The following is an 18,043-nucleotide window of genomic DNA, read 5'->3' on the forward strand; positions in this document are numbered from 1 at the left end:
CCCACCGGCCGGGGCGCCGCGGTGCCGGGGCCGCACGCGGGCGGGCAGTCCGGGTGCGCGCGCCGGGTCATGGAGCGATCCCGACCCCTTCGATCCGGCTCCACGCCCGCTCCTGCCGTGCGGTCATGGCGGGCCAGCGCAGGCCGCCCGGCCGCGCCTGGACCCGCGACGCGTACGAGGACGGCCGGAAGCCGGGCCGGTAGAAGCAGCCCGTGCCGTAGGTGCGGTCGAACGAGGCGCAGGAGCCGGCGATCGAGCGTGCCGTCGGCTTCCTGCCGGTGCGGACCCATGCGTCCAGCGCGGCGAGGGAGCCGGCGTACTCGGCGTCGCTCAGTTCGCTGTGCTCGGTCTCCGAGGTGAACGTCTGCACCAGGTACTTGTCCCGATGGAAGCCGCGCAGGGCGGCCCGGTAGGCGGCCTCGTGCTCGACGAACGCCGTCGGGTCGCCGATGGCGTGGAGCGTGAGCACGGGGATCGACACCCTGCCCGTGAGATCGCTGTCGTAGGACAGGTCGCGCCGGGCGGTGGGGTCCGCCGAGAAGCGTTCGACGCCCGTGTTGAGTGCCGTGTCGTCGTGCGATCCGGTGTACCGCACGCCTTCGTCGGAGAACGGGTTGCGGTCCCCGAGGCGCTCGTGCACGATGTCGCGGAACGTGAAGACCGAGAAGCGCAGGTGCGATTCGAGGGTGCGTTCCGGGATCCCGGTGACGGCCAGGATGTCGTCGAGGTTGCGCTGCTGCAGCGCGGTCCGGTCCCGCGGCGCGGAGGCGTAACCGGTGCACTCCTGCAAGCGGGCCCGCAGACCCGCGGTCGTCAGCGTGGAGCCGGGGCGCAGTCCCTGCCACAGCGGATACTGCGGTTCGGTCGGGCGCGGGAGGTTGCGGCAGTAGTACTGGTAGACCACGCGCAGGTCCACCCGGTAGTCGTAGCCGCGTGATCCGCCGGCCAGTACCCCGCTGGTGAGCAGGGCCCCGTCGTAGGGTCCGCGCGGTGCGGCGTAGGTCTCCACGACCTTCGCGGCCACGTCGCCGCCCCACGACTGGCCGTGCACGTAGGTCTTCCTCGGACGGCCGAACGCCGAGACGAAGAGCCGCCGGACGTTCTCGGTGTCGGCGGCGGCCATGCGCGTTCCGTAGCCGCCGCGGCGGTAGGACGACCCCGCCCAGGCGTAGCCCTCCTCGACCATCACCGACCACCGCGCCAGATCGTCCGTGCTGCGTGCCGGGTCCGAGGCGTCGCCGAGGTCGGGCCCGCCGTGGGCGTGTACGACGAGTGAGCCGTTCCATCGCTCCGGGAGCGCGATCGCGTAGGGGGCCCCGTTGGCGTCCTGCCCGGTGTAGCAGGCGGCCCGGGCCGTCAGACCGGCCGGGCAGGCCGCGGGTACCGGGCCGCTGTCCGCGGCCTGCGCGGGCGGCACGCCGGTCAGGACGCCCGCCGCGAGCCCCGACAGGGCCAGCGCGCTCCACCTGCGGGACACACCACCCTGACGTGGTGTCACAGCCCTTCTCCATCTGGCCACAGCGCTCTCTCCTGTCTGCCCGGGTACGGCGTCGTGCCGAGCGCTGTGATGCTAGGAAGGCACGGGCCCCGGAGCCATGGATCACGTCGTTCTGTTCATACTGTGCACACGGCGGGCGGGACTCCGCCCGGAGGTCACGACCCCGGGGCCGCCCTTCGCTGAGCCTGGTCGAACTCGGTCAGCGGGTCGCCGCCGGCCTGCCAGGGCCACGCGGTCACCGTGCCGCCCAGCATCTCGAAGATCGGGCGGGCCTCGCGACGCCGGTCGGCGGCCATCAGCGCGTAGGCGAGGAGGTTGAGGTCGGCGCGCGCCTTGGCGTGGCGGAGGAAGCCCGGCTGCACCCAGGTCGTGGCCACGCGGTCCAGGGCCTGGGCGGCCATCGCGTGGGACCAGTGGTTGCGGGCCACCAGTGCCTCGAAGCCGCCGCGTTCGAGGACGGACTGGTACTGGAGGACCTGGGCGGTGAGTTCGGTCCCCGCGCAGGGCGCGTTGGCGGGCATACGCGCGCGCATGCCGTCCACGAACTCGAGGACCTGGAGGCGCGAGCCCGCTTCCTCCGGGGTGAGGTAGCCCAGCATGCTCAGATAGGCGTCGCGGTTCCAGCGGTCGCGGGCGATCACCTCGTTCCATACGCCGAACACCTGGGGCTGCTCCCAGCGTTGGAGGCGGGCCAGTCGCAGGAGGACCACCCAGGGAGTGGGGTCCTGCGGGGAGAGTTCGGCGGCCCGCAGACAGCAGTCCAGCGCGTCGCCCGTGTCCTGCGGCCGCTCCTGCGAACGGGCCCGGGACGTCTGCGTCCAGGCGCGCAGCACGAGCGCGTGCGCGTTGCCGGGCTCGCGCGCGGCCCAGGACTGCGGCACATGGGACTCGGTCAGGAAGTCCGCCAGCACCCCGAGCCGGTGCGTCCTGCGGTCCCAGTCGTCCGGCTCCTGCGCCAGGAGACGGGAGATCTGCGCGACGCACAGGTCCGTCGTCGCGATCGTTCCCGTCCGCGTCGTCGCCACCAGGGACTTGAGCAGCCTGCCCAGTTCCTGGTCGTCGAGTTCCGGGGCAAGACGTGTCTTATTGCGCCGACTTGAAAGAAATGCCATGCCGGGAGGCTAGAAGCGATCACATGTTATGCAAGGTGTACACAAAGATCGTTATGGTTTGGACCTATTACCCGGAGTTAGGTGCGCTGTACACGGTTAGGCGCGGCTGAGGGGCCGGGCGACGGCCCGGCCCCTCGGTACGTCCGCGTCCTCAGCGCCGCGCGCGGCCGTCGGCCGTCGGCGAGTGAGGCGTCACGGCCGGGGTTCGATGAGGTGGGTGACGGCGCGGCGGAGGCGTTCGCCGTCCACGGTGATGTCGACCGCCTCGTTGTAGAAGGCGAGCAGCCCCTTGACGGCGGTGACGGCGGGGAGCGGGTCCGGGTAGCTCCACACGATGTCGGGCGGAACGTCGCCCTCGCCGTGCCAGGACCAGTACTCGGCGGTTCCCTTGTAGGGGCAGCCGGTGTGCTGCTCGGTGCGGGTGAAGAGGTCGAGACGGACGTCCTCGCGGGGGATGTAGTAGCGGGTGGGCAGCCCGGTCTCGAAAAGGAGCACCGGGCGGCGGGTGTCCGCGACGATCGTGCCGCCGATCTCGACCTGCACGTGCCGGCTGCTGGGGAGGGCGTCGACGCGCTTGTGCGGGTCGCGCGGGTGGACGAAGATCTCCTCCTCTTCCTCGTACCAGTGGTCGAGCCCCCTCCCGGTGCGCTGGAACCACTCGAAGGCGATGTGGCCGGCCAGGTCGTCACCGGGGTAGACCCAGGCGGCGTTCTCCAGCGGCTCGCCGTCCAGGTCCAGGTCGTAGAAGGTCCGCGAGCCGGCGTGCGTACCGGTCGGCGGGTTCTTCGCCGGCCGCAGCAGGTCCTCCCGGACCTCGCCGCGCGGGAACGCGTACAACGGCACGGGCGCGTCGGGCTCCCACACGAGCACGGGGTGGCGGCTGTCGACGACGGTGACATCGCCCTTGCGGCCGCGGACCCAGCGTTCGCTGGGCTCCCACAGGAGGCCGTCAGGAGTGGTGCGCAAGGAACGGGCGGTGGTGAGCGCGGTCATGACGGGATCTCCTCGTCTCGGTCATGAGGCGGCTTCGGTGACGTACGGGCATTCCTCACCCCAGTCTGCGGCCTGCCGCGGGCCGGCGCGGGGCGCCGCGGGCGATCAGGCGCTGACGGTGCGCAGGAAGTGGTCGGCGTCCTCGGGTTCGGCCAGCCGGCCCACCTCCAGCCAGGAGCCGTCGGTGAAGCGGAGCCGGAACGTGGCGAATCCGCGCGGCTGGCCCGCCTCTCCCTCGACGCGTACCTGATCGAGGGAGAACTCCGCGAAGGTCCGGAAGTCGTCGGCCCTGGTCGGCGACAGCCGGCGGCGCGGGGAGGTGGCGACGCAGACGCGGTCGCGGCCCAGCACGACGAGACGCTTGGGGTTGGGGGAGTGCCCGTACCAGCGCAGCAGGAGCTGACCCGCGGTCTTGGCCCAGTCCCCGTCGAAGACGCCGTCGGCCGGGCGCGGGCCGCGGTCGCGGGTCTGGCCGGGGTCGGCAGCGGAACGCCGGGCCTCGGGTGGCGTCCGAGGCTGTCCTGCCCGCGGTCCGTCGGTCCGTCGCGGCCGGGACGGCCGCTGGATCCGGTCGCCCAGTCTGTCGATCAGCATCATCGGGACCACGACGAAGAAGAAGAGCACGGCACCGACGTACAGCAGCCAGTGGTGCCCCGGTTTCAGCCGCCCCTTGCCCGCCGCGCGGTGCACGTCCTTGGGCGGCGTGGGTATGGGCTTGTGGACTTCGCACCAGACCAGTGCCAGGGGCTCTTCACCGAGGATCGTCCGGGCCCGCCGATGTACCGCGCGTTTCGCCATGCCGAGGATCCTAGGCCGGGCCTCCGCGGCACCGGCGACGCGCCTTCCGGCACCCCGGTCCCGCCGGTCCCGCGCCACGCGACGCGACGGACGCACACGTCGGACACGTGCCGGACAAGGGGGCGGACCCGGCGCCGGACAGGGGTCGGACAGGGGTCGGCCCGGCCCGTGCCGCGCGTCGTGCGCGAAGCAGCTGAAGTGGCCGCCCCCTTGCGCCACCTGCGACAATCGGCTTGTCCTGCGATCGAGGAGGAAGCCCGTGTGCCGCCTGTTCGGACTCAGCAGCGCCCCGCACCGCACCCGCGCCACCTTCTGGCTCCTCGACGCACCCGACAGCCTCAGCCGGCAGAGCCATCACGACCCCGACGGCACCGGCCTCGGCTACTTCGCCGCCGACGGCACCCCCCACGTCGACAAGGCACCCATCGCGGCCTACCGGGACCGCGCCTTCGCCGAGGACGCCCGGACGGTGGAGTCCGTCACCTTCCTCGCCCATGTGCGCTACGCCTCCACGGGCAGTCTGGACGCCCGTAACACCCATCCCTTCCAGCAGGAGGGACGGCTGTTCGCGCACAACGGGGTCATCGAGGACCTGGACCGGCTCGACGGCCATCTGGGTGATGACCGGTCACTGGTCAAGGGCGACACGGACTCCGAGCGGTTCTTCGCCCTGATCACCCGGGAGACACGCAGGCACGGCGGCGACGTCACCGCCGGCATCGAGCATGCCGCCCGCTGGATCGCCCGGAACCTGCCCGTCTACGCCCTCAACCTGATCCTCGTCACCCCGGACCAGCTCTGGGCGCTGCGCTACCCGGAGACCCACGAGCTGTACGTCCTGGAGCGCGCGGCCGGCGGCCAGCACGGAGGCCGCCATCTGGACCACAGCGGCACCCACGGCCGCATGCGCGTCCACTCCGCCGGCCTGGCCGACCAGCCCTCCGTCATCGTCGCCAGCGAACTCATGGACGAAAACCCCCACTGGCGCCCGATGGAGCCCGGGGAACTCCTGTACGTCGGCCCCGGCCTGCAGACCCACCGCCGAGCGGTCCTGCCCGAGCCCCCCGCGCACCGGCTCACCCTCGACGACCTGCGCCCTGACGCCGCCGCGTCCCAGAAGGCCGCGTAGCGGCGAGCCCCGGCCCGCCCTCGGCCATGAGGATCCGGGCAGGATGCCGGCCCTCCCGGCCGAGAAGTATCCGGCCTGATGCTGATGATGTATCAACCATTTGATTACACTTCTGCCCGTGGCGGATTCGGTGAAGTGGCTGACGGCGGAGGAAGAGGACGCGTGGCGGGGCTTCCTCCGGTTGCGCGACCGGCTGGAGGCGCGGCTGTCGCGCCTCCTGCAGGCCGAGTCGGGTCTGTCCGGCCCGGACTACGCGGTGCTGGTCGGTCTGACGGACGTGCCGGAGGGGCGGCGGCGCTACCAGGATCTGACGCGTGAACTGGAGTGGGAGAAGAGCCGGATGTCCCACCACATCGCCCGCATGGCCAAGCGGGGCCTCGTGGTGCGGGAGGAGTGCGCCGAGGACGCCCGGGGGGCTTTCGTGGTGATCACGGAGGCCGGCCGGGCGGCGATCGAGGCCGCAGCTCCGCTGCATGTGGAGGCGGTGCGGTCGATGTTCCTCGACCATGTCACGCCGGCCGAGCTGCGCGTGCTGGCGCAGCTCTCGGAGCGGGTCATCGCCGCACTGGACGAGGACGCCTCCTGAGCGGATGAGTCCGGTGGGGGCGGCCGGTCGGGAGGTGGGCGCGGAAGCGTACGACGGAATTCCACGGCGCGCGCTCGCGTCCCCGCGCCCCCGCGCCCGCGTGTCCGTGATCATGGCCGAATGACGAGCAGGCAAGTTGACGCATCAACTGTGTGCTGAATAGCTTCGTTGACGTATCAACCAGGTGCTCCTCCCAGGACAAGGACGGCTGCCATGAGTGAGAAGATCATCGCCGTGACCGGCGCGACGGGCTCGCAGGGCGGCGGTGTCGCCCGGACGATCCTCGCCGACCGCGACTCGGGATTCGCGGTGCGGGCGGTCACCCGGAACCCCGCTTCGCCCGCCGCCAGGGAACTCGCGGCGCTCGGTGCCGAGGTGGTGCAGGCGGACTTCCATGACGAGCCGACCGTGCACGCGGCGTTCGAGGGCGCTCACGGTGCCTTCCTCGTCACCAACTTCTGGGCCCACGGCTCGGCGGAGAAGGAGACCGAGGAGATCGGTGTCCTCGTCCGGGCGGCCAAGTCGGCGGGCCTGCGGCACGCGGTCTGGTCGACGCTGGAGGACACCCGCGAGCTGCTGCCGCTGGACGACGACCGGATGCCGGTCCTCCAGGGCAAGTACAACGTGCCGCACTTCGACGCCAAGGGCGAGGGCAACCGGCTCTTCACGGAAGCCGGAGTACCGACGACCTTCCTCAACACCACCTACTTCTACCAGGGCTTCCTGGACGCCTTCCTGCCCAGGCGCGGCGACGACGGCGTCCTGACGGTGACCATGCCGTTCGAGGACGGCAAGCTCCTGGCCGGCGTGGACGTCGCGGACATCGGCCGGACGGCATACGCCCTGTTCCAGGGCGGCGAGCGGTTCATCGGCCAGACCGTCAGCCTGGCCGGCGACCATCTGACGGGTGCCCAGTACGCGGAGAGGCTCAGCGCCGCGCTCGGCGAGCCGGTCCGCTTCCAGTCCGTGCCCTACGACGTCTTCCGCGCCCTGGACATTCCGGCGGCCGAGGAGATCGCCAACATGTTCCAGTACTACGGGGACTTCGACCGGGAGTTCACCGGCGTCCGTGACCTGGACCGGCTGCGCGAGATCAACCCGGCGCTCAAGAGCTTCGACGCCTGGCTGGCCGAGAACGCTTCGAAGATCGAGGTGGCCTGAGTGAGCGCCGCTGCCACCGCGGTCCGGGAGGGGCAACGGACATGAGCGGCGGATCGCTCGACGGCAAGACCGCCCTGGTCACCGGTGCGAGCCGGGGTATCGGCGCGGCCATCGCGCGCCGCTTGGCCCGAGAGGGCGCCGCGGTGGCCCTCACCTACAACTCCTCGGCGGGCCACGCCGAGAAGGTCGTCGAGGACATCGTCTCCGAGGGCGGCAGGGCCGTGGCGCTGAAGGCCGACGCCGCGGACGCGGAGGCCGTCCGCGCGGCGGTCACCGGCACGGTGGAGGCGTTCGGCGGCCTGGACATCCTGGTGAACAACGCAGGCGGCGGCACGATGAAGCCCATCGGGGATCTGACCCTCGACGACTTCGACCGGGAAGTCGCGGTGAACATCCGGGCGGTGTGGGTGGCCACCCAGGAGGCCCTCCGGCACATGGGCGACGGCGGCAGGATCATCTCGATCGGAAGCGTCTTCGCCGACCGGATCCCCATGGCCAACGGTACGACGTACACGCTCACCAAGGCCGCCGTCGCGGGCTTCACCCGGGCGCTGGCCCGGGAACTGGGGCCGAGGGCGATCACGGTGAACACGGTCCAGCCCGGCCCGGTCGCGACCGACGCGAACCCGGCGGACGGCGAGTTCGCCGAGCTGATGACACGGCTCACCCCGGTCGGCCGGTATGCCGCGCCGGAGGAGCTCACCGGGCTGATCGTCTACCTCGCGGGCCCCGAGTCGGCCTATGTCACGGGAGCGACCCTCAACATCGACGGCGGCTACGCCGTCTGACATCGGCGGCCGCGCCCGCGGGGGTGTCCCTGCCGTGCGACGCCGCAGCGCGCACCGCCCGACCGCCGGGCGGTGCGCGCTCAAGTCATCGGCCGGTAGGCACTGATGACATAGAGGGCCTCGTCGTCGATCGTGTTCTTGTCGTAGTCCAGTGAGATCCGTACGGGGTGCCCGTCGCTCGCGTACGTCGCCTGCGCGGTCTCCGCGTCGTCCCCGCGGGCCTGCTCCAGCTTCTTCAACAGGCCGCCGATCGTGGGTACGTCGAGGTGCCGCTCGCGTGCCTGTCGCCTGCTGTCCTCGTCGAGTCCGACGACCTTGGCGACGGTGCCCTCGCGCACGTCGACCCGGAAGGTTCCCGCCAGGACCGATGTGGTGGACGTCAGTGTGTAGCTGTACGAGGCGGGCTCCTGCCACGCCACCGTGCCCGCCGTGCCGGTGCCTCGGGTACCCCGCCCTCCGGTGTTCGCGGGGGATGCCGTGTCCGCGGCGCCGCATGCGGCGGTGAGGCAGAGCAGGGTGCCGGTCAGCGCGGCTGCGGGCAGAAAGCGCGCACGGGGACGTCCGGGCCTCATGGTGGCCCTCCTTCGAGTCGGTTACGACTCTGACGCCGGCGCGTCCGAAAACGTTCAAACGGTCCTGTGGCGCGGCGTCGGTGGAGAGTGGGCCGACGTCTGGTCCGGCCGTCGAGGTGTGCCTGGCCCGTCCGTCGAGGTGCCTGCGGGCCCGGGCGGGATCGTAAACCGCGGTGGGCCGGTGGGCCGGTGGGCCGTTGGGCTATGCGCTCGCGGCCGGTGTCGTCGGGCTCGGATCACGGCCGGCCTCCTGGGCGGCGAGTACGGTCGCGCGGAAGGTGGCGACGACAGGGCGCAGGTCGGTGTGGTGCCATGCGGCCCACAGGCGTACCGACGCGTCGAGCCAGGGCAGTTCGTGGACGGTGACGGCGGGCTGGGAGGCGTGGGTCATGCTCCGCTGGATCAGGGCGCAGCCCAGGCCGGAGGCGACCAGGCCGAGTGCGGTGAGGGGTTCGGGGGCTTCGAGGCGGATGTCGGGGGAGAAGCCGGCCGCGGCGCAGGTGGCGACGAAGGCGTCGCGCCAGCCGGGGGCCCGGCTGTCCTCGACGGCGATCCATGGCTGCCCGTCCAGGTCGCCCGGCCGGATCCCGGGCCGCTCGGCCAGCGGGTGCCCGGTCGGCAGGGCCAGCAGCAGCGGGTCTTCCAGCAGGAGTGCGCCGCGCAGATCGGGGTCGTCCTGCGGGGGTGCCTGGGGGGTGAGGGCGATGTCGAGGCTGCGCTGGCGCAGGCCCTCGAACTGCTGAGCCGCGGGCATGTCGTAGAGGGCGACGTGGATGCCGGGCCGCTCGTCGTGCAGGGTGCGCAGGGCGCGGGGGAGCACCCCGGTGTGCATGGCGTCGCCGACGTACCCGATGCACAGGCCGCCCTCCTCGCCGCGACCGAGGCGCCGGCCGAGGTTCTCCAGGCGGGCGGCGTGGCGCAGCAGGGCCCGGGCCTCGCTGAGGAAGATCCTGCCGTCGGAGGTGAGACGGATGCGCTGCTGGGTGCGTTCGAAGAGGGTGAGGCCGAGGTTCTTCTCCAGCTGAGCGATCTGGCGGCTCAGCGGAGATTGGGAGATGTGCAGGCGCTCGGCGGCGCGGCCGACGTGTTCCTCCTCGGCCACGGCCACGAAATAGCGCAGTTGTCGCAGGTCAAGCACGTAAGACTCTCCAGGACTCAAATGTGTCCAAGTAAGTCTTGGACAGTCTGATATCTCGATCCTAGCCTCGGTGGAGCAAGAGGCGCGGAGGAGAGCAAACCCGCTCGAACTTCGCGTCAGACCTGATTTCCACGTGAACTATTGCAGAAGGATCTCTCCCCATGGCCATCAAGTCCCTGCTGCCGGCTCCTCTCGGCTTCGGTACCGCCCCGCTGGGCAACATGTTCCGCGCCATCCCCGACGAGGAGGCCGCCGCCACCGTCGAAGCCGCCTGGGACGCGGGCGTCCGCTACTTCGACACCGCTCCCTTCTACGGCGCGGGTCTGTCCGAGATCCGGCTCGGCGAGGTCCTGGCCGGCCGCCCGCGTGACGCGTACGTGCTGAGCACCAAGGTGGGCCGCGTCATCCTCGACGAGGAGGAGGACCCCGCCGCGCGAGACCTGGGCGAGAAGGGCGGCCTGTTCGAGCACGGCCGTCCCCACAAGATGATCGACGTGTACACCGCCGACGCGACACTGCGCTCCATCGAGGACAGCCTGCGGCGCCTGCGGACCGACCGTCTGGACATCGTGTGGGTGCACGACGTCGCCCAGGACTTCCACGGCGACCAGTGGCTCTCCGTCTACGAGAGCGCCCGCACGGGCGCCTTCCGGGTCCTGCAGCGGCTGCGGGACGAGGGCGTGATCAAGGCCTGGGGGCTGGGCGTCAACCGGGTGGAGCCGATCGAGCTGACCCTGGATCTGGACGAGCCGCGGCCCGACGCGTTCCTCCTGGCCGGCCGCTACACGCTCCTCGACCACGAGCGGGCCCTGCAGCGGCTGCTGCCGGCGGCCACCGCGAACGGGGTCGAGATGGTCGTCGGCGGCCCCTACAGCTCGGGCGTGCTCGCCGGCGGCCGGCACTTCGAGTACCAGCAGGCTCCCGCCGGGATCATCGCCAAGGTCGAACGGATCAAGGCCCTCGCCGCCGACCACGGTGTGAGCGTCAAGGCGGCCGCCCTGCAGTTCGCCCTGGCCCACCCCGCCACGGCGGCCGTCGTACCCGGCGCGACCCGGCCAAGCCGCATAGCCGAGGACGTCGCCGCGCTCGGTGAGCAGGTACCGGCAGCCTTCTGGAGCGCCCTGCGCGAGGAGCACCTCATCGCCGCCGAGGCCCCCACCCCCACCGTCTGACCTGGCCCATCCCTTCCCCATCCCCTTCAGCGAACCCTTCGCACGGAACCAGAGGAACAGCGCCATGGCTTCCACCACCGCCTCCGTCGACCTGCCCGTCTCCCCCGACGCCGTCTGGAAACTGATCGGCGGCTTCGGCTCGCTGCCCGACTGGCTCGCCTACATCCCGGAGAGCGAACTCGGCGAGGGCGGTCGTACCCGCCGGCTGACCAACCAGGACGGGGGCGTCATCGTCGAACGCCTGCTGGCCTTCGACCACGCCGCCCGCAGCTACACCTACGCCATCGAGCAGGCCCCGTTCCCGGTCACCGCCTACCGGTCCACCCTCAGCGTGCACGAGGTGTCCGGCATCCCCGACGCCTCGCGGGTGGAGTGGTCCGGGACGTTCACGCCGGCCGGGGTCAGCGAGCGTGAGGCCGAGGAACTCTTCCACACCATCTACGCCGACGGGCTCGCCGAGCTGGAGCGCACCGTACGGTCGTGAGCCCGCGGTCGGCAGGGCATGCCGTTCGGCCGCGCGGGCCTCACCGCCCGGCGGTCCGCATCTCCTCCGCGCCCGGCACCTCTGCCGGGGCCGAGGGGCGGGGCGGCCGGACGACGCCGGCCGCGACGGCGGCTGTGACGCAGCACAGTACGGGGAGGAAGAAGGTGAGGTTGAGGGGGATCAGGCGGGTGAGCGGTCCGATGACGGCGGGTCCGGCGAGCATGCCGACATAGCCGAGACCGGAGACGCGGGAGACGTTGGCACCGGCGGCGCTCTGGTCGTAGCGGCCGGCGGCGCTGAAGAGCTGCGGTACGCATCCGGAGAGCCCGGCGCCGAACACGGCCCAGCCGATCAGGGCCAGGGGGATCCACGGGGAGAGGGCCGCGGTGGTCAGGCCGAGTGCGGCGACGCAGGCGCCGCGGCGGAGGATGGCCGCCGGGCCGACGCGTGCCGCCACGCGGTCGGCGAGCAGGCGGCCGACGGTCATGGCGGTGGCGAAGGCGCCGTACGCGAGGGCGGCGGTGGCGGCCGGCGCGTCGAGCACCGTGCTCAGATGCAGGGAGCTCCAGTCGTTTGCCACGCCTTCGCACAGCATGATCATCAGTGCCAGGCAGGCCAGCACCCAGATGGTCCTGGGGGTCTTGCGGCGGCCGTTCGGGGCGGCGGCGCCCTCGCCGCCCTCTCGGGGACCGGCCGCCGAGGGCCGCAGGAGTGCGCGGGCCGCGGCCAGGTCGACGACCAGGCCGGCGACCGCCACCGCCCCGAGCGTCGTCACCGGGCTCCAGTTCCAGCTGAGCGTACGGGCGCCGACCAGCGAGGCGAGGACGCCGCCGATGGAGAAGGCCGCGTGGAAGGCCGACATGACGGGCCGGCCGTACCGGTGCTCGACCAGCACGGCATGGGCGTTCATGCTCACGTCCAGGCACCCGTTGCAGAGGCCGAACACGATCAGCGCCGCCCCGAGCGCCCATGCCGTCCCGGCGAGGCCGGGCAGCACGACAGCGGCGCTGCACAGCGCCGCGCTGAGCGGAACGACGGTACGGGCCCCGAGGCGGTCGGCGAGGGGGCCGGCGATCTGCATGCCCGCGAACGCTCCCGCGCCGAGCAGCAGCAGGAGCCATCCGAGCAGGGCGTGATCGATCCCGGTGCGGTGCTCGATGGCCGGGATATGGACGATCCACATCCCCATGACGAAGCCGTTGAGGGCGAAGTACGTGAAGGTGGCCAGTCGGCCGACGCGCAGGTCTCTCTCCATGCTTCGAACATAACGAACACTATCGCTGTTCGGAAAGTTGCCTGACGAACACGCTTGATGTTCACTTGTCGCATGTCCAGCGCACAGCGACTCAGGCAGATCACCGAGGCCGTACGGGAGGCGGGCCGTCTCGGCGTCGCGGAACTGGCCGCGCTCACCGGCTCCTCGGAGATGACCGTCCGCCGCGACCTGGAAGTCCTCGCGGACCAGGGCGTGGTGGAGCGCTACCGCGGAGGGGCCAGGAGCCTGCTGCTGCGCGGCGAGGAGCCTCCCTTCGCGCTGCGGGCCCAAGAGGGCGCGGACGCCAAGCGGCGCATCGCCGCCGAGGTCGCGAACCTGATCGCCGACGGGGAGTCCGTGGTCCTCGACAGCGGCACCACCTGCCTGGAGGTGGCACGCGCGTTGCGGGACCGCCGGGTGACCGTCGCACCCCTGTCGCTGCACGCGGTGAACGAACTCACCGCGGCCCCGAACGTGACTCTCCTGGTCCCCGGCGGCCGCCCGCGCCCGGGAGAACTGGCCCTGACCGGCCCGCTGACCCAGGCGTCACTGGCCGCACTGCGCTTCGACACGGCGGTCATCGGCTGCTGCGGCCTGACCGCGGCCGACGGCCTGACCGCCTACGACCTGGACGACGCGGCCGTCAAGCGCACCGCGATCGCCTCCGCCCGCCGCGTCATCGCCGTCACCGAGTCGGCGAAGCTGTCACGCACCTCGCTGGCCTTCGTCGCACCGCCCTCCGCGCTGCACGCCCTGGTGACCGACGAGGCGGCGCCAAAGGACGAGACCGCGGCGATCGCCGCCGCCGGCGTCACGGTACGACGCGTGTGACCCGCGTCGTCGCCGTGCGAGCCGGAGCACGGCCCACTGGGCCCCGCGCGCCCTCCCGCGATGCGCTGCCGCTCCGGCTAGGTCGCCGACCGGCCGGGCGTCTCGCCTCGCGGCGGCAGCAACGGCTCCAGCCAGGACCACTGTGTATCCGTCAGATCTCCACGTGCCACAAGACGTGATCATCACCGATCAAGATCCACTTTTGCAACACGCCCTGGCAGGCACCCGCCGGCCGGTGCGGAGGCGCGGTCAGGCGGGCTGCCACAGCTCGACCCGATTGCCCTCGGGATCGGTGACCCAGCCGAATCGGCCGACGCCCTCCATGTCCTGCGTCTCTTCGGCGACGTCCGCGCCCTTGGCGCGCAACTGCGCGAGCATCGCGTCCAGGTCCCGGACCCGGAAATTGAGCATGGCTTGCTGGGTGCGCGACCCGAAGTAGTCGGTCTGCGACTCGAACGTCGCGAACACCGTCGGCCCCGGTTCCTGTCGCCACAGGCCGTTCTCGTCGGCGTCCAGGCCCAGGCAGTCGCGGTACCACGTGTTCAGGGCCACCGGGTCGGCGGCCCGCATGAAGTGTCCACCGATACCAAGCACACGTTCCATGCCGCTATCTTGCCAGGTCATGGGGGAGCACCGCGGGGGAGACGCCGGTCAGTCCGCAGCTGATGTCCCACAGCCGCGCGGCGACCGCGGCGTCGGCGAGGTGACCCCAAACCGCTTCCTGTCGAGGAGCGCCCCGCAGACCGAAGAGGCGGGGGCCCCACAGCTCTCCTCCGCGCGCGGCCGGATCGAGCACCGCCCGGACCGCGGGCCATGCTCCGGCGTGCTTGCCCTGGACGAGCAGAGCGGCGGGTGCCCCGCGCAGCCGCGCGCCCGCGGTCCGCACATGGACCGGCGCCCGCGACGGGGTGAGGGAGTCCAGAGCACCGCCGGGATGGACCACCAGGCTCTGCACGGAGCTGCCGAGCGCGCGCAGGCGGCGGTCGAGTTCGAGCCCGAAGTACATCTGTGCCAGCTTGGACCGCCCGTAGCTCTGCTTGGGCCGGTAGGTCCGCCGGGACTGGAGGTCGTCCAGGTCCAGCCGTTCCGACTTCGCCGCGAAACTGCCGACGGTCACGACGCGTGCCGCCGGTGCGGCCGACAGCAGCGGCATCAGCCCTGCGGTCAGCGCGAAGTGCCCGAGGTGATTCGTTCCGAACATGAGTTCATGACCGTCCGCGGTCTCGCGGCGAGGCGGGACGTCGAGTGCGACGCCGGCGTTGTGGACCACCGCGTCGAGACGGTCCACCCGCAGCGAGTCGACCGTGGTGGTGAGAGTCGACAGGTCGGCGAGGTCCAGCCGCACGACACGTACCTGCGCGCCGGCCACGCGTGAGCGGATGGAGGCCGCGGCGGCTTCGGCCTTCGCCGGGTCGCGGCTGCCCAGTACGACGGTGGCTCCGGTGGTGCACAGCTGTTCAGCGGTGAAGTACCCGATGCCCGCGTTGCCGCCGGTCACCAGGAAAATCCTTCTCTCGGCACGCGGTAGCCGGTGAACGCTCCAGGACGGGGTTGAGGACGTGGACGACATGGCGGCAGGCTCCTTCGATCGGAGAGGACGAGACGGGCACGGCCCGCTCCTCCAGGGGGCTTGTCGCTCACGGTTCCAGCGGGCACCGACATATCGCCTACGGATCGCCGTCGGCCGCGTCGGGAGACCGACATTTCGCCGACGCGGAGCGCCGGTGCGGCGCCACGGAGGCGCGCGCCCGTCGGGTACCGAGGTCAGCCGGAGGGCGGCGTACACCGACACACTGTCGGCGCACGCCGCCCGTGGGTGCTCTCCGGCCCTCGTGCCGTGGCCGCTACCGTCGTCCTACGCGTCCGACTCCGTCCGTGACCCGGCGGGCAGTCTTCAGAGGCTTCCGACGACCCGGGCGGGGGTGACGCGGACGACTACCCTCTCCGCGTCCTCCTTCGACGCCGGATTGAAGTCGGCGTAGTCCTTGCCGGTGTACTTGCGCGACAGCTCATCGATCAACTCCTGGCCGCCCTCAGTAGTCATGACGGCCGTGCCGCGGATCTCCGCGTAGGTGTAGGGCGCGTTCGGAGGGTTGATCATGAGGTTCACGCGCGGGTCGCGACGCAGGTTCTTCTCCTTGCGGCGACCGACGGTCGTGGAGAACAGCAGATCGTCACCATCACGCTTGAGCCAGACGACGGACTGCTGGGAGCTGCCGTCGGGCTGGATGGTGGCGACGGTCACGAAGACCGGATTCTCATCGATGTATTTCTTCAGGTCTCCTGAAAGCACAGCGCGGCCCCTTCCCTTGAGGACGACATCCGAAGTGACCTGCCCACACTAGGTGATCCCCCTGTGCCCGGCCGAGGTTCTCGCCCGGCGCCCGTCACCCAGCTGCCACGACCTCCCCGGCCGTGACCTGAGGAGGATGAGGGAGGAGCGAGGCGAGGTTGTCCCGTACGAAGTCCGCGGCCCTCGCGATCGACTCTTCGGCCCCGGTCCGGTCCTCGAAGACGCTGGTGGAGAGCATCACTCCGTCCCCGGCATCAACCCAGTAGTAGGCCACGAAGCCGGGGACCTGACGGAGCAGCGACACGAACCCCTGGTTCACCCGACGGCCCGCCTCAGCCGGATCCGTCACCCCTTCATAGCGCCGAACCACTGCGTACACGGCTGATCTCCTCACGGATTCCGAGGTCACCTGGCGCGAAGGGACATACCCCCCGTCATGAGTCCCTCGCTCGCGGGAAGTCCGGAAGGCACTCGGATAGACGCATCGGCGCTTCGATCCGGGGGTGCTTGTCCGTGGGGAGGGCGGGTGCGGGACGGCCGGCCCGTGCGCCTGCGCATGCCTGACGTCCTAGCCGTCGATGTCGAGCGCCGTCCCGTACAGGCGGTCCACCTTCAACCGGATGACCACCCGGCGCTCCGCGACCAGCTCCTCCAGGAACGCCCGTTCATCGTCGGGCTCCGCGCCCGGCGGGATCATGTCCAGCAGTTCCCGGCCCACCGCGTCGCCCGCGACCGTCGTGGTCTCGGACACCTCGGCCTCGCCCTCGGCGACGGCGAAGGACCACACGTCACCGCCCTGCACATGCAGCGCCGCACGTGGGTCGTGCCGCAGGTGCTCGACCTTGACGCGATCGGCCGTCGTCGAGAAGCGCGCCACGCGGGCATCGGCGTCCCAGCTGTACAGCATCGTGGTCAGGTGGGGGTGGCCGCTGCGCTTGACGGTGGCGAGCGTGCCGAACCGCTGCTTGCCGAGCAGTTCGGAGAGGGCCGCGTCGGTGAGGGGGCGAGGTGCCGGTCGTTGAGTCATGACGTGATCAACACACTGAGCCGTGTGGGTATTTCACGGCCGTCGAGTGCCGCCCTCACCATGGCCGACGCCCTGGTCCGTCCGTGTGATCTCTGATCACGTGCCGCCCGGGCGGCGGGCCGTCCTCGGATCGGTCGGCGCCGGTCGGCTTCGGCGGGCTCGTTCGCCGTGCGGGCGGTGCGGGACGTTCGACGGCCGTCCCCTCCGTGCCCCGCGGCGCGGGCGTCCTGAAGCTGGTCGGGGGAGTGCACGACTGTCCCCGACTCGCGGGCGTCGCATCCCGTGCTGACGATGGAGGAGCAGGACCATCGAATCTCTCCTGGGAAGGCACGAGACCGTGACCCGACTCAGCGGCTCAGGAAGGGCCCGCCGCCGGATCCTCGTGGCAAGCACGCTCGGCAGTCTTCTGCTTGCCGGCGGGGTGGCGGCCTGTGCCGACGGAGGCGGCCAGAGCCCGGCTGCCTCGCCCCCGGCCGGCACCCCCGGCACGCCGAATGCCTCGTCGTTCTCCGGCTCCCCGCCGTCGGCCATGGCGTCCGCGGCCTCGTCGGCGATCAGGTCGGCCCGGGCCTCCGCCTCGGCCGCCGCGTCGTCCGCCTCCGCGCGGGCCTCCGAGTTCGAGGCGTCGGTGGACGCCGAGACCCAGCGCAGGAGCGCGGCGGCGCAGAAGGCGCTCAAGGACGTCAAAGGACGCGGAAACGCCCTGTCCGAGGTCGGCATGACCGGGATTCCGCGAGCGCAGAGCGGCGGTGTGCTCGCTGTCCTGGTCACCATCACGAACAAGACCGACCGTGAGGCCTCGTATGCCGTCCAGGTCGACTTCAAGGACTCCGCCGGCAAGGTGGTCGAGACGCGGTATGTCGGCGCGGAGAAGCTCAAGCCCGGGAAGAAGGAACAACCGATCGCCTTCAGCCATCAGCCGCCCGAGCCGAACCTGACGCCGTTCCTCGCCAAGGCACAGCGCTACTGAGGCAGAGCGCTACTGAGGCAGAGCGCTACCGAGCGGAGCGCTACTGAAGACCCGGCACCGGGGATTCAGGCCGATCCAGTGGACATCGCCGGTGCCGGCCATGAGAATTGACGCGATTCACAGCCACCACCCCCACACCGAGACTTCTGCCCGGTGACGGAGTCGGCGCGGAGGGCGTGCCCCCGCTCCGCGCCAGCACTGGACGGCTCCAGGCGGCGACCACGGGTCGGTACGTT

General features: G+C 71.4%; 20 protein-coding genes. 8 read left to right on the top strand and 12 right to left on the bottom strand.

Annotated features, from left to right (window positions below; all coding sequences use genetic code 11):
* Positions 1 to 67 precede the first annotated feature (67 nt).
* The 4 genes from ACF073_RS11710 to ACF073_RS11725 all read right to left on the bottom strand — a co-directional run bounded on the left by ACF073_RS11710 (position 68) and on the right by ACF073_RS11725 (position 4,401).
* Positions 68 to 1,498, bottom strand: coding sequence for a hypothetical protein (locus ACF073_RS11710; RefSeq protein ID WP_392068738.1), 1,431 nt, complete (start codon positions 1,496 to 1,498; stop codon positions 68 to 70).
* Positions 1,499 to 1,653: 155 nt separating this feature from the next.
* Positions 1,654 to 2,610 (bottom strand): hypothetical protein, encoded by a 957-nt coding sequence (locus ACF073_RS11715; protein WP_392068740.1) that lies wholly within the window; start codon positions 2,608 to 2,610, stop codon positions 1,654 to 1,656.
* 192 nt (positions 2,611 to 2,802) lie between these two features.
* A complete protein-coding gene (locus ACF073_RS11720) occupies positions 2,803 to 3,603 on the bottom strand; it encodes a DUF427 domain-containing protein (protein WP_392068741.1) in 801 nt (266 codons plus the stop codon).
* Positions 3,604 to 3,708: 105 nt separating this feature from the next.
* Positions 3,709 to 4,401, bottom strand: coding sequence for a hypothetical protein (locus ACF073_RS11725; protein WP_392068743.1), 693 nt, complete (start codon positions 4,399 to 4,401; stop codon positions 3,709 to 3,711).
* A 259-nt stretch (positions 4,402 to 4,660) separates the two neighbouring features.
* Between ACF073_RS11725 and ACF073_RS11730 the strand changes: the two genes are divergently transcribed.
* From ACF073_RS11730 to ACF073_RS11745, 4 genes are all read left to right on the top strand, one after another.
* The gene (locus tag ACF073_RS11730; protein ID WP_392068744.1) at positions 4,661 to 5,530 is read left to right on the top strand and encodes a class II glutamine amidotransferase; all 870 of its coding nucleotides are present in this window, start codon (positions 4,661 to 4,663) and stop codon (positions 5,528 to 5,530) included.
* Between the two features lie 118 nt (positions 5,531 to 5,648).
* Positions 5,649 to 6,116, top strand: coding sequence for a MarR family winged helix-turn-helix transcriptional regulator (locus ACF073_RS11735; RefSeq protein WP_392068746.1), 468 nt, complete (start codon positions 5,649 to 5,651; stop codon positions 6,114 to 6,116).
* Positions 6,117 to 6,329: 213 nt separating this feature from the next.
* Positions 6,330 to 7,277: an NmrA/HSCARG family protein gene (locus tag ACF073_RS11740; protein ID WP_392068748.1), complete on the top strand. Its 948-nt coding sequence runs from the start codon at positions 6,330 to 6,332 to the stop codon at positions 7,275 to 7,277.
* Between the two features lie 41 nt (positions 7,278 to 7,318).
* Positions 7,319 to 8,065 (top strand): 3-oxoacyl-ACP reductase family protein, encoded by a 747-nt coding sequence (locus ACF073_RS11745; protein ID WP_392068749.1) that lies wholly within the window; start codon positions 7,319 to 7,321, stop codon positions 8,063 to 8,065.
* A gap of 80 nt (positions 8,066 to 8,145) precedes the next feature.
* Here ACF073_RS11745 and ACF073_RS11750 read toward each other — a convergent pair whose 3' ends face one another.
* The gene (locus ACF073_RS11750; RefSeq protein ID WP_392068751.1) at positions 8,146 to 8,637 is read right to left on the bottom strand and encodes a DUF6174 domain-containing protein; all 492 of its coding nucleotides are present in this window, start codon (positions 8,635 to 8,637) and stop codon (positions 8,146 to 8,148) included.
* Positions 8,638 to 8,839: 202 nt separating this feature from the next.
* Positions 8,840 to 9,775: a LysR substrate-binding domain-containing protein gene (locus tag ACF073_RS11755; protein ID WP_392068753.1), complete on the bottom strand. Its 936-nt coding sequence runs from the start codon at positions 9,773 to 9,775 to the stop codon at positions 8,840 to 8,842.
* A 161-nt stretch (positions 9,776 to 9,936) separates the two neighbouring features.
* On the opposite strand from ACF073_RS11755, the gene ACF073_RS11760 reads away from it, so the two are divergent.
* Complete coding sequence (locus ACF073_RS11760) at positions 9,937 to 10,947, top strand: aldo/keto reductase (RefSeq protein WP_392068754.1); 1,011 nt, start codon at positions 9,937 to 9,939, stop codon at positions 10,945 to 10,947.
* Positions 10,948 to 11,011: 64 nt separating this feature from the next.
* A complete protein-coding gene (locus ACF073_RS11765) occupies positions 11,012 to 11,431 on the top strand; it encodes an SRPBCC family protein (RefSeq protein ID WP_392068756.1) in 420 nt (139 codons plus the stop codon).
* Positions 11,432 to 11,471: 40 nt separating this feature from the next.
* On the opposite strand, the gene ACF073_RS11770 is transcribed toward ACF073_RS11765, so the two are convergent.
* The gene (locus tag ACF073_RS11770; RefSeq protein ID WP_392068759.1) at positions 11,472 to 12,686 is read right to left on the bottom strand and encodes an MFS transporter; all 1,215 of its coding nucleotides are present in this window, start codon (positions 12,684 to 12,686) and stop codon (positions 11,472 to 11,474) included.
* 72 nt (positions 12,687 to 12,758) lie between these two features.
* Between ACF073_RS11770 and ACF073_RS11775 the strand changes: the two genes are divergently transcribed.
* A complete protein-coding gene (locus tag ACF073_RS11775; RefSeq protein WP_392068761.1) occupies positions 12,759 to 13,517 on the top strand; it encodes a DeoR/GlpR family DNA-binding transcription regulator in 759 nt (252 codons plus the stop codon).
* Positions 13,518 to 13,766: 249 nt separating this feature from the next.
* Here the strand turns inward: ACF073_RS11775 and ACF073_RS11780 are convergent, their stop codons facing one another.
* From ACF073_RS11780 to ACF073_RS11800, 5 genes are all read right to left on the bottom strand, one after another.
* Positions 13,767 to 14,120, bottom strand: coding sequence for a VOC family protein (locus tag ACF073_RS11780; protein ID WP_392068763.1), 354 nt, complete (start codon positions 14,118 to 14,120; stop codon positions 13,767 to 13,769).
* Positions 14,121 to 14,124: 4 nt separating this feature from the next.
* Positions 14,125 to 15,087 (bottom strand): SDR family NAD(P)-dependent oxidoreductase, encoded by a 963-nt coding sequence (locus tag ACF073_RS11785; protein ID WP_392068765.1) that lies wholly within the window; start codon positions 15,085 to 15,087, stop codon positions 14,125 to 14,127.
* A gap of 324 nt (positions 15,088 to 15,411) precedes the next feature.
* Complete coding sequence (locus tag ACF073_RS11790; protein ID WP_392068767.1) at positions 15,412 to 15,810, bottom strand: PPOX class F420-dependent oxidoreductase; 399 nt, start codon at positions 15,808 to 15,810, stop codon at positions 15,412 to 15,414.
* Positions 15,811 to 15,904: 94 nt separating this feature from the next.
* Positions 15,905 to 16,189 (bottom strand): hypothetical protein, encoded by a 285-nt coding sequence (locus ACF073_RS11795; RefSeq protein ID WP_392068769.1) that lies wholly within the window; start codon positions 16,187 to 16,189, stop codon positions 15,905 to 15,907.
* Positions 16,190 to 16,378: 189 nt separating this feature from the next.
* Positions 16,379 to 16,837: a pyridoxamine 5'-phosphate oxidase family protein gene (locus ACF073_RS11800; protein WP_392068770.1), complete on the bottom strand. Its 459-nt coding sequence runs from the start codon at positions 16,835 to 16,837 to the stop codon at positions 16,379 to 16,381.
* 382 nt (positions 16,838 to 17,219) lie between these two features.
* Here ACF073_RS11800 and ACF073_RS11805 point away from each other — a divergent pair, with 382 nt between their 5' ends.
* Positions 17,220 to 17,807, top strand: coding sequence for a hypothetical protein (locus ACF073_RS11805; protein WP_392068772.1), 588 nt, complete (start codon positions 17,220 to 17,222; stop codon positions 17,805 to 17,807).
* Positions 17,808 to 18,043 lie beyond the last annotated feature (236 nt).

This window comes from Streptomyces sp. NPDC015171 (assembly GCF_043079545.1).
In the GTDB taxonomy this organism is placed as follows: Bacteria; Actinomycetota; Actinomycetes; order Streptomycetales; family Streptomycetaceae; genus Streptomyces.